This is a genomic window from Streptomyces phytophilus, assembly GCF_013870535.1.
Classification (GTDB): domain Bacteria; phylum Actinomycetota; class Actinomycetes; order Streptomycetales; family Streptomycetaceae; genus Streptomyces; species Streptomyces phytophilus.
In genome coordinates this window covers 13,092-32,533 of sequence record NZ_JACBXC010000009.1, presented here as the reverse complement: position 1 = coordinate 32,533, position 19,442 = coordinate 13,092, and the positions used below count along the sequence as shown (strand labels likewise).

Here is a 19,442-nt window from a genome sequence, read left to right as displayed (position 1 = left end):
TGCCCGGTCGTCTGCCAGGGCTCGGGCACCTTCGCCACCACGGCAAGCACCCCGACCACCACGGCCACCAGACACACCCACCTCGGCGCGCCCCGGTTGACCAGCAACCAAGTCAGCCACAACAGCACCATGCCGGCGGCGAGCACGGAGAAGACCAGCGTGACCGTCTCCTCGTGCGGGGCCTGGTGCACGCCACTCAGGTCGGCGAAAGCGTAGAGCGAACCCACGCAGACCGCCGCAAGGACGATCAGTAGCAGTCCACAGGCGTCGACAACGGCCCGCTTCGGGTTCACCCGGTCGAAGGTGAACACCGCGGGCTGCTGCCCGCCTCTTAACTGGACTGGGGCCGCGTTGGCCGCCTCGGGTTCGCGCTCACATCCGGTCGCGGACGACGGGCGGGCCGGCGGCTCGGAGGGACGTGCGGGTGGTGGCGGCGGAAGGAGGGCTGGCGGTGCATCGGGCGCGGTGGCATCGATTGCGGTGCGATCGGCAGTTGATGGCGGCTTCATGTCCTGGTTTCTCGGCGTGATCAGCAGAGGGGGTCGTATAGGTCAGGTGGGTAGGCGTAGGTCACGGTCCGAAGGGCTGTGCACGAAGGACCGGCCCGCCGCCCGCTGTACCGGAGTGGGCGGAGCCGCGTTGTGGTGATGTGGGCCGGGCCGCCGGCCGGTAAGAGCCGGCAGCCCGGCAGTCCGCCGTCGCAACCTCCCCAGGGCGCGGCGGAATCTGGTGCCCCCGGACTTCTCCTGGGGTGGTGATCACACGGGCCGGGCGAGCCCGCCCGGCCCGTATGAAGGGCTGAGGGAGCATCACCACGGATCCACCGCGTTCTCGTCGGCCGGCGCGGTACTGGTGACGGTGTCGACAGGCTCAGCGCCGCGGGCCGGGTCCCCCAAGACGACGATGGAGATGGCGATCACGACCGCGCTGAGCCAGATGAACGGCCACAGGTCAGGGCCCGCCGGATCCTGCGCCTCCTCGGACTCCTGCTCCGGTGCTCGCTTGTGGCGGGTCACCGGTCGCCTCCGCGTTGCCCGATCAGCAGGTGAGCCTGGCTGACCTCGCGAAACTGCTCGCTTGGCTCCCACACGCGCAGCAAGGTGCGCAGGTCGGCCTCGTACGCCGCCCACCCGTCCCCCAGCAGAGGCACTGAGGAATGGACCTGGGACCACTGCCAGCGGAGGAGATCGTCCAGTCGGACATCAATGGTGTAGTCAGTCGTAACCCGAGTCAGGTGTCCGAACTCGGAGTCCCGGAAGGCGTCTTCGTGGCCAGCCTGCGAACGGGAGAATTGTCCGGTCGGGCCGGCATGTCGGTTCGGGCCCAGGTGCCGGCTGCGGACCTGCTCCAGGACAGGGGTCCAGGCGGGCTTGGGGTAGCCGGGCCACCGGTGCGACAGCAGCGCCACGCACCCCCCGGGCTCGATGAGTTGGTGCAGGGCGCGCAGCACACGGCCGCGGTTCATCCAGTGGAAAGCGTCCCCGATGACGGCCAGCGTGAACGGCCCTAGGCCGGTCGGCAGGTCTTCGGCGATCCCTTTCCGCCACGTGATGGAGTCGTGACCGCTGGCCATCGCCAGGCGGCGGGCCTCCTCCAGCATCTCTGCACAGGGATCCACCGCGAGCACGTCCAGCCCGCGAGCAGCCAGCTCACGCGCGACGGCGCCGGTTCCCGTCCCGAGATCGAGCACCCTCGCGCCCGGCACCCCGCCCGTGAGTCCGGCGATGTGGTCCAGCAGCACGTCAGGGTAGCCCGGCCGCGCCGAGTAGAAGCCGGCAGTTCCGGTGAAGATCCCACCCGGATCGACGTATAGCGACAGAGCATCTCCCTTGCCCCGGATCGGGCTGACGGAGGACATAGAAATCAGAACTCCAAAGGCGTTCGGGTTTTGCGGAGTTGGGGATGACGCCGCGGGCGGTGGTGAGACCTGCTGCCCGCCAGGCGGGCAAAGGACACGGGGGATGGTCCTCCTCGTACAAGCGAGGGCCCGGCATCCGGCGGGCAGCAGGGGCATGAGCGCCTAGCCGTACGGCGTCTACAACTGGACTCGGTGCGGGTTGATGACGCGGCCATCGGGAAGCAGCTCGCCGGTGTCATCGAAGACGACGACTCCGTTGCACAGCAGGCTCCAGCCCGACACACGATCGCGCGCTACGCTCTTGGCCGCGTCGCGGTCGGCCGCCTGAGCCGACGGGCAGCGGGGGCGGTGCCTACACACCATGGCCGGCCTCCACCTCGCCCGCCGTGACCTTCGGCACCGCGCTGACCCTGACGTCTCGCCACGGGCGCCACCGGGCAGTACCGCTGCGCTGATAGCGCCCACGAGCAGAGCGAGCAGCGTGAACGGCCGCCACACACTCGTCGTGATCTTCTGCTGTTCGCGTGCGTGCTTCGGGCTCATCCTCGCCCCCCGGTTCGAGTCCGGTTGCGCTTGAGGGCCACTGCGCCGTAGCAGGAGACCTCTGCATCGGTGACTTGGCGGCTGAGGATGCCGTCGGCCGGCCAGCGATGGACCGGCACCAGCCCCGGGGGGTCTATGAACTCCAGCCCGTCGAAGAAGCCGCGGATTTCCTCGGCATCACGGGCCTGCGCCTGGATCCCGTGGTTCCGGTACAGGTCCGCCGCGGCCTCCATGGACACCGGTCCGGCCTCGGAAACCAGGTCGTTGGTGACGTGCGAGACGATCAGGTAGCTGCCCGCGGGAAGGGCATCGATCAGCGTGGCCACCGCGTCGTGCGGACGAACGTCGTCCCGCAGAAAATGGAGAATGGCGATGAGGGAGAGCGCGACCGGCCGCGTCTGGTCCAGCGCGCGTACCGGCGCCGAGTCGAGGATGCGCTGCGGCTTGCGCAGATCCGCCCTTACGTAGCCCACGCTGCCCTGGCCGGTGCCGGTCAGCAGGGCGCGCGCATGGGCCATGACAACTGGGTCGTTGTCCACGTACACCACCCGGGCGCGCGGCTGGATTCCCTGGACGACCTCGTGGAGATTGGACAGATCAGGTGTGGAGGTGGGGATACCGGTGCCGACGTCCAAGAACTGCGTCACGCCCCGCCGCGCAAGGAAACCCACGGCACGGGCCATGAAACGCCGGTTTTCCCGGGCGGTAATCTCTGCGTGCGGAAAGACTTTCTGCAGTTCTGCGGCGGCCTTCTGGTCGACGCTGAGGAAGTCCTTACCGCCCAGGAGGTAGTCGTAGATGCGTGCCGCATTCGGCTGCGCAGCGCTCGGCAACTCAACGCCGTCGAATCCGTTGACGCGTGGGGAGTTGCCTGAAGGGTTGGAGGGAGTTTCGGCCATGCCAGCCTCGATTAACAGGGGTTCGGACAGAACGGAAGACGGAAGGGCATGTCCCGTGAAGGGGTGTAACCGTGGCGGATCACCCTTGCCCGCGCTTCCTTCTGGGAGGAAGGGTGGATCAGTGAATTGCATTTGCGATAGCCGCCTTCGATGTCACACCGCCGTCGAGGGGAAAGCGGTCTGCGTCTCCGCCAGACCAGCGGCTTACGGTGGCCTCCACGGACCAAGAGCAGGCGTGCGCCCAGGTCTACGAGTCGCTGCTGGCGTTTCGCCGCTACTGGCCGAAGCCCCTGGTAGGCAAGGGCCGGGGTCACAACGAGGCACGCACAGGACGGCGCGAGACCGTCGAGCAGTCCGGGGAAGGCGGTCGGGCAGGGCGGGATCTTCCGAGTGCAGGCGCCGGCCGGGCGAACCTCGTGACGACGGCGGTGGTCACCGAGCACCCTCAAGAGGGACTCCACGCGGGCCTTCGGGACCTTTGTAACGACTCCGGCGAGATCGCGGTCGGCCACGTAGTTGTCCTTGCCGCCCAACAGGTAGCCGTTTACCCGTGCAGGATGCGGCCGGCAGAAGTCGACGTCAGTCCGTTCAGCTGGCGGGCGGACCCTCATCCACTGGTTCATACGTATCGCCTCATCGAGACAACGAGGTGTCCAGCCCGCAGGGAGGTGGCGTACCTCCTCTTTCGCACGCGGGTGGAAAGGAGTGGTGCGTTGACGTTCCTGAGGCTGCGCGTGCGGTTGGAGGCGCCGAGCAGATCAGGGCTGGTGAACGAGCGCGATGAGTCCGCCTCGTCGAGCCAGTGGGCGCGCGCCGACCCGATCACCGTCCACCTCACCACTCGTCTCTCGATCACCAACACCACTCACCTGGTAGTTCAGTTCTGACCTGACGTCGCAGTCTGTCGACGCCCTTGAGAGTAGGATTCATCGCAGGTTGGATCGGTGAAAGATGCGGCCTGTACGCAAGCGTCCGCGGCTGTGCGGACGCCCTGCGGACTCCTGCGGACTGGAAGGCGTCACGATGGAGGAGACGTTCGGGGAAGCACTGCACCGCCGGCGCGGTAGCCTCTCGCTACGGGACGTCGCCCATCTTGCGAACTGCAGCCGAGGTCACGTAGGAGATCTGGTGACCGGGCGTCGGAAGCCAACCCCCCAAATCGCAGCTGCACTCGACAAGGCCCTCAGGGCCAACGGCGAGTTGATTGCCTTCACTGCCCCCCCCGGCACGCCTCAGACAAAACGAACAATACGGGATCCGGGGACCGTTCCTCGGAACGTGACTATTCGACAGGCATCGCGTGAAGCCGGAGAGAGATCTTCCTCTGATGCTACGGCTATAGCTTCGTTCAGGGCGGCGGATCGCCAACTCGGCGGAGGGCACCTTTACCGGTCAGTTCTGCGATATCTTCACCACAACATTGCACCGCGCCTCTTCGGAAGCGAAGAGGACGATGAACCGCAGCAGACATTCCTAGCAGCAGCTTCGTTGACTGAATTAGCTGGCTGGATGGCACACGATTCAGGGAGCGACGCTCACGCAAATAGACATTTCCAGAAGGCCCTACCCCTAGCTCGCTCCGGAAATGACCCGGCGCTGGGTGCGAATATTATGGCCAGCATGAGTCACCTTGCCCTGCAGCGCGGCCGACTCAGCGAGGCGGCATCGCTAGCACAGGCCGGGCGGAAGAACGCTAATCTGGGTCCGAAAGTTCCCGCGCTATCGTCTCGCCTGTATGCGATGGAAGCGCGGGCGCTGGCCAAACGGGGAGAAGCAGAGGCCACTCGTCGTGTTCTTGACGCCGCGCACGAGGAGCTGAGGTCTGCCCCGGTTCCTGCAGTCTCAGAATGGACCAGCAGTTTCGATTCAGCCGCGCTCGCCAGTGAAGCCGCGCTGGCGCTGCAGGATCTGGGAAAACTATCAGCAGCGGCTGCAGAGGCGGAGCGAGCAGTATCCCTGCGTCCTGGCGACAGGGCCCGCAGCAGAGTTTTCGGGCAGATCTCGCTGGCGCTGATCAGAGTCCAACAGGGAGAGCTTGAGGCAGCATGCACCGTGGGAAATGAACTACTCGGCGCTTGTCATACACTCGGGTCAATACGCGCTACAAACCAACTGAACAACTTGGCCATAGCACTTAACCCCTATCGACAACAAAGCTCGGTGAGTGACTTCCTTGAATGCCTGCTGGCAGTGAATGAGCAACGAGCCGTCCTGTTCGCAGATATCGGTGCCTCGCCCACCATGGAAGGTTCGTACACGTGACCACAAAGTCCGAGTCAACCAACGGCGAGCAGGAGGCTCACCTGGCAGAAGGCAATGCCAAGCAGGCACGTAAACGTGTTGCGGCAGATGCCCTTTTCTGCGACGAGGGAGGCCGTATCCTGATTGTCAAGCCGACATATAAGGATGCATGGGACTTGCCCGGCGGTATGGCCGAGGCAAATGAATCGCCGCACGGTGCGGCCAATCGAGAGTTGGGCGAAGAGCTTTGGCTCACCCTCCCTCTGATCAGAGTACTGGTCGTGGACTGGGTGCCACCGCATGGACCGTGGGATGATCAACTGGCCTTTATCTTCGATGGTGGCATCCTCACAGCAGAGCAATGCTCCAGCCTCCGCCCTCGTGATCGCGAATTGTCGGCGATAAAGTTCCTCGAACCCGATCACGCCGTGAAGATGCTCCAGAAACGCATCGCCCGCCGTGCCGCTCAAGCGTTGAAAGCGCTTGAGGAACAAATCCCACGCTACCTGGAGAACGGGCGCCTCTTGTAATCGGTGCCGAGAATCACCCTCCGTACGATCGCTTCAATCAAACTGCGCAGCCTAACCTCCGTCAGAAATCGGGCGGGTGCACCCCAACATCGGGTATCCGCTGGGCCAGCTTTGCCTCCGACGCCGCCCACGCTGATGAGACGTTCCGCTGCAACCTGGGTGGGGGACTTCAGACGCTCTGTGAGGACTGTCCGGGTGAAAGAGTAAAGGTGCGCCAGAGGGCGGTTCTACGATGGGCCGGTGACTGAGATCCTGCGCCCGGTAGGCATTGACCTCCTCGACGCGAAACGGCTTGTGCTGGACGAAGCCCAGGAGCCACCGCTGCCGGCTCACGATGCCGAGGCCCGAGACCGTGTGTGGGAAAGGGCGGTTCGGGCCAACCCCAACCTCTTCGACGGGCCGGTGGTGGCTTGTAGGGGACTGGAGTGGTTGAGCCCGCGAGTGCTGCGGTTGTCCTGGGTGCAGGTGACCTATCGGCACTACGCCTTACGGCGTGTCTCCGGCGCCACCGCATTGCCCTCGCTGTTCGTGAACGTCGCTCAGCCGACCGACAACGGCCGCTTGTTGGCGGTGAGGATGGCGCCTTCTACGGCGGCTCCAGGGCGCTGGCAACTACCGGGAGGCTCAGTGGAGCCCCCCGAGGAAGGCGCGGTGCTGGACGAGTCGGGGCTTGCCGCTCAGGCAGCGCGGGAACTCGCCGAGGAGGTGGGGATTCGCGTCGCCGAGGAGTTGCGACTTTGGGTTGTGACCCGGGGGGAGAACGGCAGTGTCGGCCTGACCTACCTTGCCCCCGCGTGTTCCGAGGCAGCGCTGCGCGCCGGCCTCGCCGCTGCGGCAGCGGCTGAGCGCGTCCAGGGGCGCGAACCTGAACTCGACGGCATCGCCCTGGTGTCCTCGCCGAAGGAGTTGGCGATCCTGGACGGTCCACACGCGGACTATCTGGAGCCGATCGTCCGCCGCCTGTGCGAGCGGCGCTGAGCGGAGGTCAGGAGCCGGTGAGGAATTCGCTTCCGCGCTCATCGAGTTCGGCTACGCGTCGCAGGCCGCGGGCCCGTAAGCGGTGAGGTCGTTGCGCATGCCGGTGACGGCATTGCCGATGCGGTTGGAGCGGACGCCGTCCATGTGGTCGAGGGCGCGGTGACAGGTGGCGCATGCCCGTTCGCTGCCGCCGCGCTTGAGGCACATCTGGGCGTCGGTGACCAGGTCCGGGGCGATAATGCGCGGCTGGTGGCTGCCGGGCGTGCTGTGGCTGCCCGTGCGTAGTTCCCGGGGGCGGGCTCCTCAACTGCGTTGAGGAGCCCGCCGACGCACGCCAGCGTTGGGGTTCTACCGCGCTGGTCAGACCTGGAGGATCAGCGCTTCCACCTGTTCGAGCGTCGTCGTGCTGGCCTGTGCCGCGGCCCGGGCTTTCGTCAGCTTCTCCATCCACTCGATCCGCTGCTCGGCCGGGAGCGCGTCCTCTTCGAGCTGGACGCGTAGGCGGTGGGCCTCTTCGAAATCGGTCATCAGGGTGTGGGCGGAGTCCACGGCCTGCTGGTAGCCGCTCTCGACGAGTTCCACACGGGCGGGCAGCTCCCGGCGCAGCGTGGCCAGTTGGTCGTGTGGGTCAGCCAGCGGAGCACCGTGGATGGTGGCAGTGGTGCCCTCGCTGGTCCCGGCCGTGGGGGAAGTGGCGGTGTTGCTCGCGGCCGGGATACCGAGTTCCACGGGGAACGTCTCGTCGAACCATTCCTTGTCGGCGATGTAGCGGGTGGGTCGGCCCCCGCTGTCAGGAGCGGTGATCATCCCGGCGGTGATGGGCGTATGCCCTTCAACCCAGTGCTGTTCGCCGTAGCAGATCAGAGTTTCGCCGCTTTCCGCCTCGGGCGGCTGGGTCGCGTCCGGGTGCTCCAACACTGCCTTCGCGAACGCGAGGAGGAGTGCCCGGCTGGGTTTCGGGCTGCTGGCTGCCGTGTACGCGAGGCTGAGGGCGGCGAGGGCGCTTGTGGGGGTGCGTCGCACGCCTTTGCGGTCGTGGCCGGCCTCGCTGCCCTGGCCGGCGGTGATGAACGGCTGTGGCGCGTGGATCAGCGCCGGTGCCATGCGCTGGACGAGGGCGTTCCAGGCGGTCGCGTCGCCGGCCTCTGCTCCGAGGAGGAGCGCCTTGAGCGACCGCGGGTCCTGCCCGGCGCCGGTGGCGGTCTCCTGGACGCCGAAGAAGCCGAGGGCGGAGAGGATGTTGCCCCGGTGCACGAACAGCTGGGCGATGGCGGCGGACCACAGGCGGGTGCGTGCCTGGGCTGCCTTCGCCCTGGTCCTGCTCCACGCCGACTCCTGCAGCGTGCCCCTGACGATCGGCCAGAAGCGCCCCGTGTCGCGGACGGTGCGTGCGTTCGTCCGCTCCGGGGACTCGGGCGGGATCTCGGGGAATACGAGCGCGGTGATGGCGCGCACCGCGATGTCGCGGAGCACGACCGGGGCGATGTCGTCGCCCGCAGGCACGAGCGGCACGAGCGGGTCGAGCGGTCCGTTGGCGGTCAGCGCGTCGCGCACGCCGACCAGGTCGAGGAGGTCCGCGCCGCGCGCGTCGGGGAACGCCTCGGCGAGTGCGTCCGCGAGGAGCGATTCCCTGGCGTATGCGTCGACGAGCGTCGCGAACAGGGCGATCAGGCGCGCGTCCTCGTCGTAGGGCTGGATGCCGCGCAGGTGGTCGTTGACATTCAGCGTCCGCAGGACGTGTTCCAGGGCCGCAGGCTTGGTGCAGCCGATCACGATCTCCGCGGAGACCGTGGCGATCTTCTCGGCGCGGACCGCCGGGTCGGTCGCTTCCGTCTCCGGGTTGGCGGTGACCGCGTTGAGCCGGTCGGAGAGCCGGTTCAGGATCTCCCGCTGACCCAGCAGCAGCAGCCCGGGGTCGGCCTTCTTGCCCTTCGGCATGGGCAGGAGGGACTGGGGCATCCCCGTGACCAGGTGTTCCGGACGCACACGGAAGATGTCGAGACGGGCCAGTGCCCGGTTGTTCCCGGTCACGGCGGCCAGTCGCCACAACTTCAGCACCGTGCCGTCGGGGCGGGTGATCTGCCACTGCTGCAGGACGTTCATGCCCTTGGAGAGCTGGCCCGCGTCCACAAGGGACTCGGTCAGGTCGTAGCCGCGGGTCTTGCCGGCACGCTCCAGATTCTCGGCGGCGTACCGCTGCAAATGAACGGCCACCTCATACGGCTGCTCGGCGAGGGTGAGCGCCGCCTTCGGCTTCCCGTCCTGCTCTGCTGCCCGGACCACAGGCCGCGGCCGTCGGTTACCGAGGGCGGTAAGGAGGGCCTGACGCTCGCGTTCGAGTTCCGCCACGCGGGCCTCAGCGTCCTTGTGCTTCTGCTTGGCCGCCTCCAGGGCCTGCGCGGCGTAGGTGTCGTCTCCGGCTGCGCGGCGGCACCTCTCCCGCTCCTTCTCTGTCGTCCCCTTGGTCTTCCTGGCCTCGTTCAGCGCCAGCTCAGCAGCGATGAGTTCCTTGACTCGCTGGCTGGCCTCAGCAACGGGCGGCGACCAGCAGCCGACGGTGCGGTCGTTGAGGTCCCACGGGGCCACCGCAGCGCCATGGACGTCGCACATCAGCAAGAGCACCTGCTCGTCGCCCGCCTGCACGAGACGGTGGGCCGTGGGCTTGAGCATCCTCTTGCCGCTCCGGGTGACGGTCAGGCCCTTGATCTCGGTGTCCGGGAGGGCGGTGGCCAGACCCTCGGTGATCGCCTGCCGGGGAGGGGGCACGACCCCGAGTTCCGCGCAGGTGTTCTCGATGGCGTCCGCGAGTTTCCGGCCCCAGGCGTCGGTGCCGATGCGCGGGAAGATGACGTCGCTTCGTGTCGCGACCATGATGTTTTCCTTCCACCCAGGCGTGCCGGGCGAACGCACAAGCTCCCGTCTATCGGGAGCGCGTCACGCGCCCGAGAGCCGAAGCCTCGTGCCGACGAGAAACGGGCCAATACCCCGGAGAGGGTGTGTGGCGGTCCTCGCCCCGTACGGCCCACCTGCCAACGCCCGAAGAACGATCAGCCCCAACAGCGCCTCGGTGGCGTCTGGACGTCTCGCGGCTTGCTCCTGCTCCGCCGACGGCGGCATGAGGCGGACGCCGGTGATGAGCCACCGACGTGCACGACAGAATCTGCCACCCGCGCCCACGCAATGCCGAACTCGCACGGCGAGGTTCATCAGATCAGGTGCACGAGCGACCAATCGCATTTCGCACAGGTCCTATTTGAGATATCGCACGATGACAATGGAACGGTGCCATCTTCGGCGAGACAGGACCTGAGCGACACCAACCCGCCCAGCAGGCTCCTGTCCCGTCTCTGCCGTTCTGGTCCCCGCCTCGGATGATCTGGTCCTGTCCGGCCATGTCGGTTGAGACGCCCTGGTCGGCGGCAGGGCGAACGCGGCGCGTTCGCAGCTCCGGGACCAGATCGGCTGAGATTCCCGGGCGCTTTCGTCTCAAGCGATCTGGTCGTCGCAAGTCACAGTCGTGGCCGTGGACCAGGTCGTTTGTGATGAGACAGTTCCGACCTAGACTCGCACACGTGAGTGAAGCGATCGAGGTTCAGCCGTGGTGCCCCGACATGGGTCCGCCGCCGCGCGTCCGGATCTACTCGCCCAGCCACCCGCCGCGCCTGCTCGTCTACACCTTGAGCGACTGGCGCCTGGCCAGCGTGATGGCCAGACACGACTGGCCGGATCGGACCATCGGCCTGCAGCTCACGATCCGGCTCCCCGTCCCTGAACTTAGTAGCAGGGACGAGACCTTCTGCCGCACCTACCGATGGGACGCCCGAGTGATGCTCGTCCTGTCGACAGGGGATCCGCCAGTGGGCATCCCCCGCGGCGGCGACCTGAGCCGGACGCCGCCCCGGGCGACGTCCACGCGGCAGCCGCCGGCACCACATCACGCCGGAGGCGGCGCGGGCTAGCCACGTGGGGCAGGGTCTCCTCTGCCGGGAGGGCTGTTCCTTGCTCCCCGGCCGTAGGCTTGAGGAATGGCGAGGACGGCGGAGCCCAGGTTCGGTGGCGTGATCTTCGACTTCTTCGGGGTCTTGACGGCCAACATGGTCGAGGTGATCTCGTACTTCGAGGAACGGGAGCAACTCGTTCGGGGGACGTTTCTTCGGGCCTGGGCGGATCCGCGCGGGCAGGAGCTGTTCCGTCAGCTCGAACTCGGCAAGATCAGCCAACCGGAGTGGAACAGCGGGTTCGCAGCCCTGATCGGCACTTCACCTGACGACCTGATGGCCCGCTATCTCCACGACGCCTTCCCGGCGTACCAGGTCCTGAACGTCGCGCGGCTGGCGCGCGTTGCCGGGGTGAAGACGGCGGTGTTGTCCAACAGTCTCGGTCGGGATCCGTACGATCCTTACGCGGGGTTCGACTTGCAGGGCACCTTCGATGAGGTCGTGCTCTCCGCGGAGCACGGGCTGCGCAAGCCGGACCCGGCGATATTCCGGCTGGTGCTCGACAAGCTCGGGGTGCCGGCCGAGCGGTGCCTGTTTGTCGACGACGGTGAAGAGAATCTTGCAGCCGCTGCAGGTCTGGGAATCACGCCGTTGCTGGCGCTGGATGAGAAGGTGGTGGCGGGGCGTCTGCGTGAGGTGCTGGGGCTAGCCGGTCTGTAGGAAGTCCCGTACGGCCGTGTGCTGGATGTGGGGTGTCAGCTTCTCGCGGAGGCCCTTCAGCTCGGAGGCCGAGCGTGTGGAGTCGACCGAGCCGAGGCATCGGGCTGCGTGGCGTGCGGTGGCGACCGCGGCGTCGAGGTCGTGGAGGGCGAGGTGTGCTTCGGCGGCGCGGGCGAGGTAGATGGCGTGGCTGCGTGGGTATTCCTCGTCGCCTGGGTACGCCGCAGTCATGGCGGCTTCGAAGCGGCGGAGTGCCTCGGCGGGGTCTCCGAGGTGTAAGGCGGCCGAGCCGGCAATCATTTCGATCTCGCCCATGTCGACCCAGTACAGGATCTTCGGGTCGTCGTCGTGTGGTCCCTTGTCGAGCGCTTGGCGGGCGATGTGGAGTTGGTGGGCGCATTCCTTCTTCGTGCCGGCTTTGGACAGGGCGCGGGCGGTGCGGGCGGCCAGCATGGCGTGCATGCGCGGTGTCGCCTTCCGCTTTGCCTGCGTGCGTGCCGTCTCCAGCAGCGAGACCGCCCTGTGGGCATGGCCTGGGGTCGAGTAGCACTGGATGGCGGCGAAAGACAGGGCGTAGGCGCCGCTGATCGGGTCGCCGGCGTCGGCTGAGGCGCGGAGGGAGCCGTCGAAGAAGTGCTGGGCGATGCCCGGTCGGCCTTGGTCGAACGCGCTCCAGGCCACTTGTCGTGCGGCCTCGGACGCCATCGAATGGAGGTGGTCCAGGGTCCGGCCGTTGTAGCGGCGGGACTTGATCAGCTTGACGATCAAGGAGAGTTCGCTGCGGGCCAGTTGGTGTACGTCGCCGCTGCCCAGCTCGTCGTCCAGGTGCCGTAGGTGGTCGAGGCGGTCATCCACGTGCGCCAGTAGCGCCGGGCCGTCGGCCAGGGGTGCGGGCGTTGTGGTCGGCCGGGTTGGCCCGAGGATCTCGGACCACTTGCTCGCCGAGACGGAGAGCGCGGCCCCGGCGGAGAAGACGCTTCTGCGATCCACGCTGCTCCCGTTCAGCAGGCCAGCGAGAACGGTCGGGCTCTCGGGCGGGTCCCACGGCACGCTGCCGGCGGCCGTTGAGCCGGTCTCTTCCAGCGCTTTGGCGAAGGCGCCGCCCGTGCGCAGTACACGATCATAGGCGGCGGCGACGCCGCTGGTCACCGATCTGTTTCCATTCTCGACGTTGCGCAGGTAGGACTCTCCGAAGCCCGCTTCGCGGGCGAAGCGCGCCCAGGCCACGCCGGATGCCCTGCGTGCCTGCCGCATGTCGTTGCGGAGCTGATCGGGCATCGGCCGCGCCTGCCTGCGGTTGGGATCGGGGGTGGATCGGGCCACGTCATTGTCACAGGACGGTTCTCGGTGTGTCCTCGGATCGGTGCAGAGAGTGAGGGTCTGCGCCCCTTCCGGCTTTCAGTCGGGAGGGTGATCGCCTGGATCGCGGAGGCTGGGATGGCGTCGGTGCCTGCGTACTGCGCAGCTGTCGCTGCTGTCTGCCGGCCTTCGCTGCCCGCACCGAGCCGGTGCGGGGGGCGCCGTGTCGGTGTCCGTCTAGGGAGGGCTGATGCAGCGGAATCCGGTGTCGTTGTCCTGCATGGTCGCGTTCGCCGCGTTGTGCAGGGACGGGGTGGCCCGTTCGAACGGAGAGGTGAAGGCCGAGCCCTTCAGCGCGTACCGGCCGTTGCCGGGCTGTTCTTCGGTGGAGCACCACTCCCACACGTTGCCGCACAGGTCGAAGGCGCCGTACGGGCTGACGCCGGATTGGTAGCGGGAGACCGGTGTCGTGGCGTCGATACCGGTCTCGGCGACGTTGCACTTCGCGGCTGTGGGGTCGTTGCCCCACGGGTAGAGGCGTCCGCGCGGGCCGCGGGCGGCCTTCTCCCACTGCTGAGCACTCGGCAGTGTCTTGCCGGCCCAGCGGGCGTAGGCGGTGGCGTCGTGCCAGGTCACCCACACCACCGGATGGGTTACGAGATCGTCGGGGCACCGGCCGGCGGACCAGTGCCGCGGTGGCCGGTGGCCGGTGGCGCGCACGAATCTCGCGTAGTCGGCGTTGGTCGTCGGGTAGACGTCGATGAGGTAGGGCTCCAGCCATACCGAGCGGTTGTCCGGACCGGAGAGGTAGATGCCTTCGTCGACGACGGTCATCAGCTTCCCGTCGACGGGGTGCCGGCTGGTTCGTGTGTCGCGTCGGAGCAGTTCCTCGGCGCGCTCGTCATGCCCGGCGGCAGCCAGCTCGGTGAGAAGGGCCGCGAAGCGCTGCTGGACGGCGGGATCCGCGCGCGCGAGGACGGTATCGAGGGCTGCTTGGTTGGCGAGGCTCAGTTCCAGGGTTTCGCCGCGGCCCTCCCAACGAGGGATCTGGCGTGGATTGACGCCGACCAGCTCGGCGAACGCTTTGCCGGTCTTGCGCATCGCTTTGCGAAGCAGGCCGGCCTCGCGGCCGGTCCACCTGGTGACCCCTGCCATGCTCGTGCTCTAGGGGGTCTCGCCAGGGACCAGCAGGTACGCGGCTTGGAGCTGGCACAACACTGGGTCATCGGTGGGGAATTCGGCCTCGTCGATGGCGGCCAAGGGGCGGACTCCGATGCTCGTGTTCGTCGCGAACGCGGCTGCCATGCCCTTGGCCTGTTCCAGGGTGACGGTGGCGATCCGGTGCTCGGCGATCTGCTGGAGCAACGCCATGGTGACGCCGGGAAGTACGGGCGCCTGCGGCCACACGATCGTGCCGTTCTGATCGACGAAGCCGACGTTCCAGGTGCCGCCCTCGGAAACGAGTCCGTCGCGTCCGACGAACAAGGCGTCGCCGTAGCCGGCGAGTTGCGCGGTGCGGCGGGCGCGCAGCGCTCCGAGGAGACCGACGTGCTTGACCTCGGGGAGATCTCGTTCGTACGGCACGCTCATCGCGCGCAGCGGCGCCGGCGGCATCGCGCCGGCACCGCGTACGGACACCAGGATCTTCGGCTCGTCGGCGTCGGCGGGGCGCCCCATGTCGGTCTTCGGGTCGTAGACAGTGACGCGCACGACGCACGGGCGGCTCTGTCCCTCCACGGCGCGGCGGACGTAGTCGCGTACACATCCGGTGTCCAGGTCCGCGCCCCAGATCACCTTGCAGTCCCGCACGAGGCGCTCCAGGTGCAGTGCCAGGCCGCGGATGCCGGACTCGTCGACGCGCATGGACGTGAAGTGCCCGAGGTTCGTCAGGGCCAGCGGCAGCACGTCTTCGGCGGATACCGGCTTTCCGTTGAGCGTCACCATGCCGCCCAGCATGTCAGGGCTGCCGCCTCAATCGGCACCCCGAACAGTGTTACTGACGGGTCAACGTCATTTGGAAGTCATTCCCATGTCGCTAGCTGGCGGTGTTCCCTGGTCACTCCAAGGACACGTTCAGTGATCGGAGATCCAGGGCGTTCCGCACGGCCCGTCCCGGCCCGATGCCGCAGGGGCACCTGCATGGACCACTCGGGAGGCTTCCGATGACCCTCGCCGCAGCCGCCGCGCCGGTCACTGCGGACGCGCCTTGCTCGTACGCCTTCGAGGTGGGATGTGCACCGGACCGATCGCGCGTCGGGTGTCTGCGCCAGATCACCGCCGCCTACCTGGCCTTATGGGATCTGACCGGTTCCTTGGCCGACGACGTTGTGGTCGCCGTCTCCGAGCTGGTGTCCAACGCCGTGGTGCACGGCAGGGGAGATGTCAGCCTGCACGTCCGGTACGCCGCCGGCGATCTGCAGATCGAAGTCACCGACGCCAACCCCGTTCCGGCCGAACTGCACCACGCCGGCGACGATGAGGACTCGGGCAGGGGCCTGTTCCTCATCGCGACCCTCGCGCAGGACTGGGGCGTCAACAACGGCGGCAGGACCACGTGGTGCCGCTTCCGCGTACCCACCGGGGGGCCGTGATGACCGCCCGGGTCGGGGAAGACGACGTCGAGCCGGTGCCACCGTATTTGGTGGGCGGCCCAAGGATCGGCGGGCGTGACGTGGGCCGGAGTCGCGAGAAGGTCAGTAGGTGTTCAGGCTGCCATTTCTCTGCGCAGTCGGTGGAGTTCGGTGGACGCGGCGTCCTGGATGTCGGGGAGAGCGCCGCGGCTTGTGCGCAGGATGCGCTGCAACTGGTGGGGCAGGCGCTGGCGGGTGGCCTCGGAGACGGCCGCGGCAAGGCGGTCGCGTGCGCCGCGCGGGTCGCCGGCGGCCATGTGTACGCGGGCGCTGGTGATCAGCCCGATGACCTGCCATTGGGGTGCAGCCGTGGTGGTCAGCGGCGGTTCGTCTTGGGCGAGTTGGATGGCGGTGCGAGTGCGTCCGGTGGCAAGCAGGCCGCGCAGGCGAATCTCGTGCAGAGCGAAGGGGTTGAACAAGGAGGTCTGATCGGTCTGCTCCAGCAACACGGCAGCTTGCTGGAGGGTTTGGTCGAACAGTTCGTGGTCCCCCAGGGCGCCGGCGGCCCGAGCCAGCAGCGGCAAGACGGCTGCCTCGGCAGCGTGATCGGGTGCCAGGGCCAGGGCACGGCGGAGACGGTCGACGGCGGCGCCGTTCAGCAGGGACTTGCGCAGTTCGTTGCCGTGCATCCGCATGACCTGGCAGGTGAAGCGGGTGTCGTCGAATCGGCGGGCGATGACCAGGCTCTTGGCCGTCCAGCGGGCGGCTGTGCTCAGCCGCTCCTCGGGCAGCACGTTGCCCAGGGCGACCCCGAGGCCGAGTCGCGCCCCGGCGAGCAGGCGCAGAACCTCACGCTCTCCATGCCCTTCGGCAAGCCGCGCTTCCAGGCGCGCTACGAGCGGCCACAGTTCAGCGACCGCTTCGGCGGCGTGGCCGGCCTGGCGGGCGATCTCGGCCAGGCGGACGGTCGATTCGCCGAACTGGACCATGGCTCGATGGTCGACGTCGGCGGAGTCGGTCACGCCGAGCACGTGCGGCGGCAGGCCGAGGCACTGGGCGATGCGGCGGCGGGAGGCAATGTCGTCGACGGAGCGCTTGCCCAGCTCAAGAGCGGAGATATAGGTCTTGTCGTAGCCGAGGAGTTCCCCGAGAGCGGTCTGGTTCGTCCCGGTGATCTTCCTGTGGAAGCGCAGGATCCCGGCGAGGTCGCGGCGGGCGAGTACGTGCTCGGCCTGCGGGGTGGCCCAGTGCCACAGCACGTGTGCGGGCACCGCAGCCGATGCGGTCAGCTCCGCTTCTCCGTCAGGGTGCTCGGCGCGTTGTCCGGCCATGGGCGGTTACCTGCGGGTGTACCAGTCGGCGATCGAGCGCTTGTACCCATCAGGCATGTGCAACCGCGCAACCTCCTCTTCGGTGAACAGGCCGATGTCTTTGTGCTCGTGGCTGGCTACCGGTACCGACTCGGGGGTGAGTACCCGACAGCCGTAGGTGACGATGACCACCCGGCGCTCGGGCAGCGTGTCGGGCAAGGGCTGGTAGATCCACACATCCAGCAGGGGTCCCGCCTTGACCTCCCACTCGGTCTCCTCCCTCACCTCCCGCTCGACCGCGTCCTCGGGGGTGGGGTCGAGCGGATCCAACCGGCCGCCGGGCAGTTCCCACTCCTCCCGCTCGTTCTTCAGCAGCAGCACACGCCCATGGGTATCTACGACCACGGCTTTGACAGACACCGGCCAGGTCGGCGAGGGAGCCATCACAGGTCCTCGGGGTCGACGGCGAAGGGGAGATGTCCGGAACGTAGCACGCGCCCGGTCAGCTCTGCGGGTGTGTGCCCGGATTGTCGGAGTCGACAGGTTGTCGCTTTACCGCGGCCTCCGGCGGCGCCGACGCTGAGCCTCAGCTACCGCATTTGGAAGGACAGCGACATGTCTGGTCCTCTGCCTGACTCGGCCGAGGTCTTCGGAAGGCACTTCGTCGACCACACCGCCACCGGCGCCGAGGAGGTCATCGCGGAAGAGCTTCGGGCACGCGGATTGGTCGCTCTCGGGGGATTGACCACCCGAGGCGCGGTGTTGGATCTGGCGCGCCGGCTCATGACCATCACGGCACACCGTGACAGCGATCCCGACGGATTGACGGCCCTTCGTCCATCGCCCCGGCGGGCCGGCGGCGCTGGCTGCGCCGGATTCGGCTCCGGGGAAATGGCGGTGCACACCGAAGGCTCCAGCATGCCGCGTCCTCCCCGGCTGATGCTGCTGACCTGTGCCCGCCCGGCGATCAGCGGCGGCGAATGCGTACTGGTCGACGGCCGCGAGGCGTACGCGCACCTCAGCGAGTGCGACGCCCATGCTGCGGCGTCCATCGCGCGGCCCCGGACGGCGTTCTTCGGATCAGGCGACGGGCACCTGGGGCAGGTGATCACTGTCACCGGCAGCAGGCGCGTGCGGATCCGGATGCGGCAGGACGACCTCGTACGCTTCAGCCCGCTCATCCAGCCCTACCTCGAACACTGGAAGACCGCCCTCGATATACACCGGCACGTGCTGAGGCTGGGCACCGGCCAGGGCTACCTTCTGGACAACCACCGCTGGCTGCACGGCCGTTACACCTTCACGGGACCGCGGCAGTGCTGGCGTGCCCTCGGTGAGCCGGCCTTCGCCTTACCGGACGGATTCGAAGCTCGGCACGATATCGCTGCCGAACTCACGGCCGGGGGTAGGCGATGACCACCCGTGGGCGCGCGATCAACCTCAACATCCGCCAAGCGGGCATGGAGGACCGCTTCCGGGCAAGGATCCTTCCCCCTCTGATGTGGCCGGGGTCGTTCGGCTACCAGGCGCGGCAGTTGCTGGCGGAGCACCTGCCGGTGATGCAGGGAAGGGATGACCGGAAGTCCGCGTGGCGTATGGGGCGCGAGTTGCTGGCGCTCGGGCGCCATTGGGGATGTGTTCCGTTCCACTACTTCCGTTACGGGCTGTACCAGTGTGGTCTGGACTTGGCGGAGTGCCGGACGTTTCTGCCGGAGACGGTGCTGTTCGCGCGGCTGCTGCCGCAGGTGAACAGGGACACCGTGCTCCTGGACGACAAGGTCGTCTGCAAGCGGGTCCTCGCGTCCGGAGGTGTTCCCCAGCCGCGGCTGTTACTCAGTGGCGATGCCAGCAGCGCGTTCTTGCCGGACGGCGTGCGGTTGCCGCTGCAGGCGGCGATGGGGGCGTTGCCGGCGCACACACTGATGGTGGTCAAGCCTGCCCGGTACTCCAGTGGCGGAAGCGGCGTCACGCTGCTCATGCCGCGGCCGGACAGAGAGGATTTCTCGCTGTGCGACTACGCCGGCCGCTGGGGATCCTGGCTGATCGAGGAGCACGCCTCGCAGCATGAGGAAACGGCCACGCTCAACCCCTCGGCACTCAACACCTTCCGCGTCATCACCTGCCTGCGGGCGAGCGGTGCGGAGACGCTGTACTGCATGCTGAAGCTCGGTGGCAGCACCGGCCACACCGACAACTCCGGCGCCGGAGGGCTTCAAGTCCGGGTCGATATCGACACCGGTGAACTCGACCGCTTCGGCTACGACCGGAGAATGCACCAGCACCAGTGCCACCCGGTAACGGGAAGGCGCTTCGCCGGCCACACATTCTCCGCCATCAAGGGCATCACCGAGCTGGCGGAGCGGGCAGCCCACCTCTTCCCGCAGACCCCCCTTATCGGCTGGGACATCGCACTCACCCCCCAGGGCCCTACTGTCATCGAGGGGAACAGCGGGCCTTCGCTCGCACACATCCAGCGCACCCACCAGATGGTCGCTCCGATTCTCGTGAGCCGTCTCAAAGAACTGCGCAACCGTCCACTCATCTGACCAAGGAGCA

The 19,442-nt window shown here is 67.6% G+C and carries 22 protein-coding genes; 9 read left to right on the top strand and 13 right to left on the bottom strand.

Going from position 1 to position 19,442, the window contains the following annotated elements; genetic code table 11:
• The 6 genes from H5J30_RS01665 to H5J30_RS01640 all read right to left on the bottom strand — a co-directional run.
• The coding region (locus tag H5J30_RS01665) for a hypothetical protein (protein WP_220188429.1) at positions 1 to 311 on the bottom strand (311 nt) is incomplete at its 3' end.
• A gap of 498 nt (positions 312 to 809) precedes the next feature.
• Positions 810 to 1,016, bottom strand: coding sequence for a hypothetical protein (locus tag H5J30_RS01660; RefSeq protein ID WP_181785337.1), 207 nt, complete (start codon positions 1,014 to 1,016; stop codon positions 810 to 812).
• Positions 1,013 to 1,858 (bottom strand): class I SAM-dependent methyltransferase, encoded by an 846-nt coding sequence (locus H5J30_RS01655; protein WP_181785336.1) that lies wholly within the window; start codon positions 1,856 to 1,858, stop codon positions 1,013 to 1,015. The genes H5J30_RS01660 and H5J30_RS01655 overlap by 4 nt, the downstream gene beginning before the upstream one ends.
• Before the next feature lie 177 nt (positions 1,859 to 2,035).
• Positions 2,036 to 2,218 (bottom strand): DUF5999 family protein, encoded by a 183-nt coding sequence (locus tag H5J30_RS01650; RefSeq protein WP_181785341.1) that lies wholly within the window; start codon positions 2,216 to 2,218, stop codon positions 2,036 to 2,038.
• Positions 2,219 to 2,397: 179 nt separating this feature from the next.
• Complete coding sequence (locus H5J30_RS01645) at positions 2,398 to 3,300, bottom strand: SAM-dependent methyltransferase (protein WP_181785335.1); 903 nt, start codon at positions 3,298 to 3,300, stop codon at positions 2,398 to 2,400.
• 11 nt (positions 3,301 to 3,311) lie between these two features.
• On the bottom strand, positions 3,312 to 3,911 hold the full coding sequence (locus tag H5J30_RS01640; protein ID WP_258563013.1) for an SAM-dependent methyltransferase: 600 nt from the start codon (positions 3,909 to 3,911) through the stop codon (positions 3,312 to 3,314).
• A 102-nt stretch (positions 3,912 to 4,013) separates the two neighbouring features.
• On the opposite strand from H5J30_RS01640, the gene H5J30_RS01635 reads away from it, so the two are divergent.
• From H5J30_RS01635 to H5J30_RS01620, 4 genes are all read left to right on the top strand, one after another.
• Positions 4,014 to 4,187: a hypothetical protein gene (locus H5J30_RS01635; RefSeq protein WP_181785333.1), complete on the top strand. Its 174-nt coding sequence runs from the start codon at positions 4,014 to 4,016 to the stop codon at positions 4,185 to 4,187.
• A gap of 64 nt (positions 4,188 to 4,251) precedes the next feature.
• Positions 4,252 to 5,562, top strand: coding sequence for an NsdA family TPR-like regulatory protein (locus H5J30_RS37840; protein ID WP_309505392.1), 1,311 nt, complete (start codon positions 4,252 to 4,254; stop codon positions 5,560 to 5,562).
• Positions 5,559 to 6,071, top strand: coding sequence for an NUDIX domain-containing protein (locus H5J30_RS01625; RefSeq protein ID WP_181785331.1), 513 nt, complete (start codon positions 5,559 to 5,561; stop codon positions 6,069 to 6,071). Before H5J30_RS37840 ends, H5J30_RS01625 begins: the two co-directional genes overlap by 4 nt.
• 240 nt (positions 6,072 to 6,311) lie before the next feature.
• Positions 6,312 to 7,049 (top strand): NUDIX hydrolase, encoded by a 738-nt coding sequence (locus H5J30_RS01620; RefSeq protein ID WP_309505391.1) that lies wholly within the window; start codon positions 6,312 to 6,314, stop codon positions 7,047 to 7,049.
• A 51-nt stretch (positions 7,050 to 7,100) separates the two neighbouring features.
• Here H5J30_RS01620 and H5J30_RS01615 read toward each other — a convergent pair whose 3' ends face one another.
• Positions 7,101 to 7,256 (bottom strand): hypothetical protein, encoded by a 156-nt coding sequence (locus H5J30_RS01615; RefSeq protein ID WP_181785330.1) that lies wholly within the window; start codon positions 7,254 to 7,256, stop codon positions 7,101 to 7,103.
• Positions 7,257 to 7,409: 153 nt separating this feature from the next.
• Positions 7,410 to 9,920: a hypothetical protein gene (locus H5J30_RS01610; protein WP_181785329.1), complete on the bottom strand. Its 2,511-nt coding sequence runs from the start codon at positions 9,918 to 9,920 to the stop codon at positions 7,410 to 7,412.
• Positions 9,921 to 10,621: 701 nt separating this feature from the next.
• Here H5J30_RS01610 and H5J30_RS01605 point away from each other — a divergent pair.
• Together H5J30_RS01605 and H5J30_RS37340 are read left to right on the top strand one after the other, a co-directional pair.
• Positions 10,622 to 11,008: a hypothetical protein gene (locus H5J30_RS01605; protein WP_181785328.1), complete on the top strand. Its 387-nt coding sequence runs from the start codon at positions 10,622 to 10,624 to the stop codon at positions 11,006 to 11,008.
• 99 nt (positions 11,009 to 11,107) lie between these two features.
• Positions 11,108 to 11,707: an HAD-IA family hydrolase gene (locus H5J30_RS37340; RefSeq protein WP_181785327.1), complete on the top strand. Its 600-nt coding sequence runs from the start codon at positions 11,108 to 11,110 to the stop codon at positions 11,705 to 11,707.
• Here H5J30_RS37340 and H5J30_RS01595 read toward each other — a convergent pair.
• The 3 genes from H5J30_RS01595 to H5J30_RS01585 all read right to left on the bottom strand — a co-directional run bounded on the left by H5J30_RS01595 (position 11,693) and on the right by H5J30_RS01585 (position 14,950).
• Entirely contained in the window at positions 11,693 to 12,985 is a 1,293-nt protein-coding gene (locus H5J30_RS01595) for a helix-turn-helix domain-containing protein (RefSeq protein ID WP_181785326.1), read from the bottom strand. The two genes, H5J30_RS37340 and H5J30_RS01595, sit on opposite strands and share 15 nt — an antisense overlap.
• A 258-nt stretch (positions 12,986 to 13,243) precedes the next feature.
• Positions 13,244 to 14,161 (bottom strand): formylglycine-generating enzyme family protein, encoded by a 918-nt coding sequence (locus H5J30_RS01590; RefSeq protein WP_181785325.1) that lies wholly within the window; start codon positions 14,159 to 14,161, stop codon positions 13,244 to 13,246.
• A 9-nt stretch (positions 14,162 to 14,170) separates the two neighbouring features.
• The gene (locus tag H5J30_RS01585) at positions 14,171 to 14,950 is read right to left on the bottom strand and encodes an aminotransferase class IV family protein (RefSeq protein WP_181785324.1); all 780 of its coding nucleotides are present in this window, start codon (positions 14,948 to 14,950) and stop codon (positions 14,171 to 14,173) included.
• A 218-nt stretch (positions 14,951 to 15,168) separates the two neighbouring features.
• On the opposite strand from H5J30_RS01585, the gene H5J30_RS01580 reads away from it, so the two are divergent.
• The gene (locus H5J30_RS01580; RefSeq protein WP_181785323.1) at positions 15,169 to 15,597 is read left to right on the top strand and encodes an ATP-binding protein; all 429 of its coding nucleotides are present in this window, start codon (positions 15,169 to 15,171) and stop codon (positions 15,595 to 15,597) included.
• A 113-nt stretch (positions 15,598 to 15,710) separates the two neighbouring features.
• Here H5J30_RS01580 and H5J30_RS35865 read toward each other — a convergent pair whose 3' ends face one another.
• Together H5J30_RS35865 and H5J30_RS01570 are read right to left on the bottom strand one after the other, a co-directional pair.
• Positions 15,711 to 16,907, bottom strand: coding sequence for a helix-turn-helix transcriptional regulator (locus H5J30_RS35865; protein WP_220188427.1), 1,197 nt, complete (start codon positions 16,905 to 16,907; stop codon positions 15,711 to 15,713).
• Between the two features lie 6 nt (positions 16,908 to 16,913).
• Positions 16,914 to 17,330, bottom strand: a complete 417-nt coding sequence (locus tag H5J30_RS01570) for an NUDIX domain-containing protein (RefSeq protein WP_181785322.1) — start codon at positions 17,328 to 17,330, stop codon at positions 16,914 to 16,916.
• On the opposite strand from H5J30_RS01570, the gene H5J30_RS01565 reads away from it, so the two are divergent.
• Entirely contained in the window at positions 17,274 to 18,302 is a 1,029-nt protein-coding gene (locus tag H5J30_RS01565; protein WP_309505390.1) for a TauD/TfdA family dioxygenase, read from the top strand. The two genes, H5J30_RS01570 and H5J30_RS01565, sit on opposite strands and share 57 nt — an antisense overlap.
• Positions 18,299 to 19,432, top strand: coding sequence for a sugar-transfer associated ATP-grasp domain-containing protein (locus H5J30_RS01560; RefSeq protein ID WP_181785320.1), 1,134 nt, complete (start codon positions 18,299 to 18,301; stop codon positions 19,430 to 19,432). The genes H5J30_RS01565 and H5J30_RS01560 overlap by 4 nt, the downstream gene beginning before the upstream one ends.
• Positions 19,433 to 19,442 lie beyond the last annotated feature (10 nt).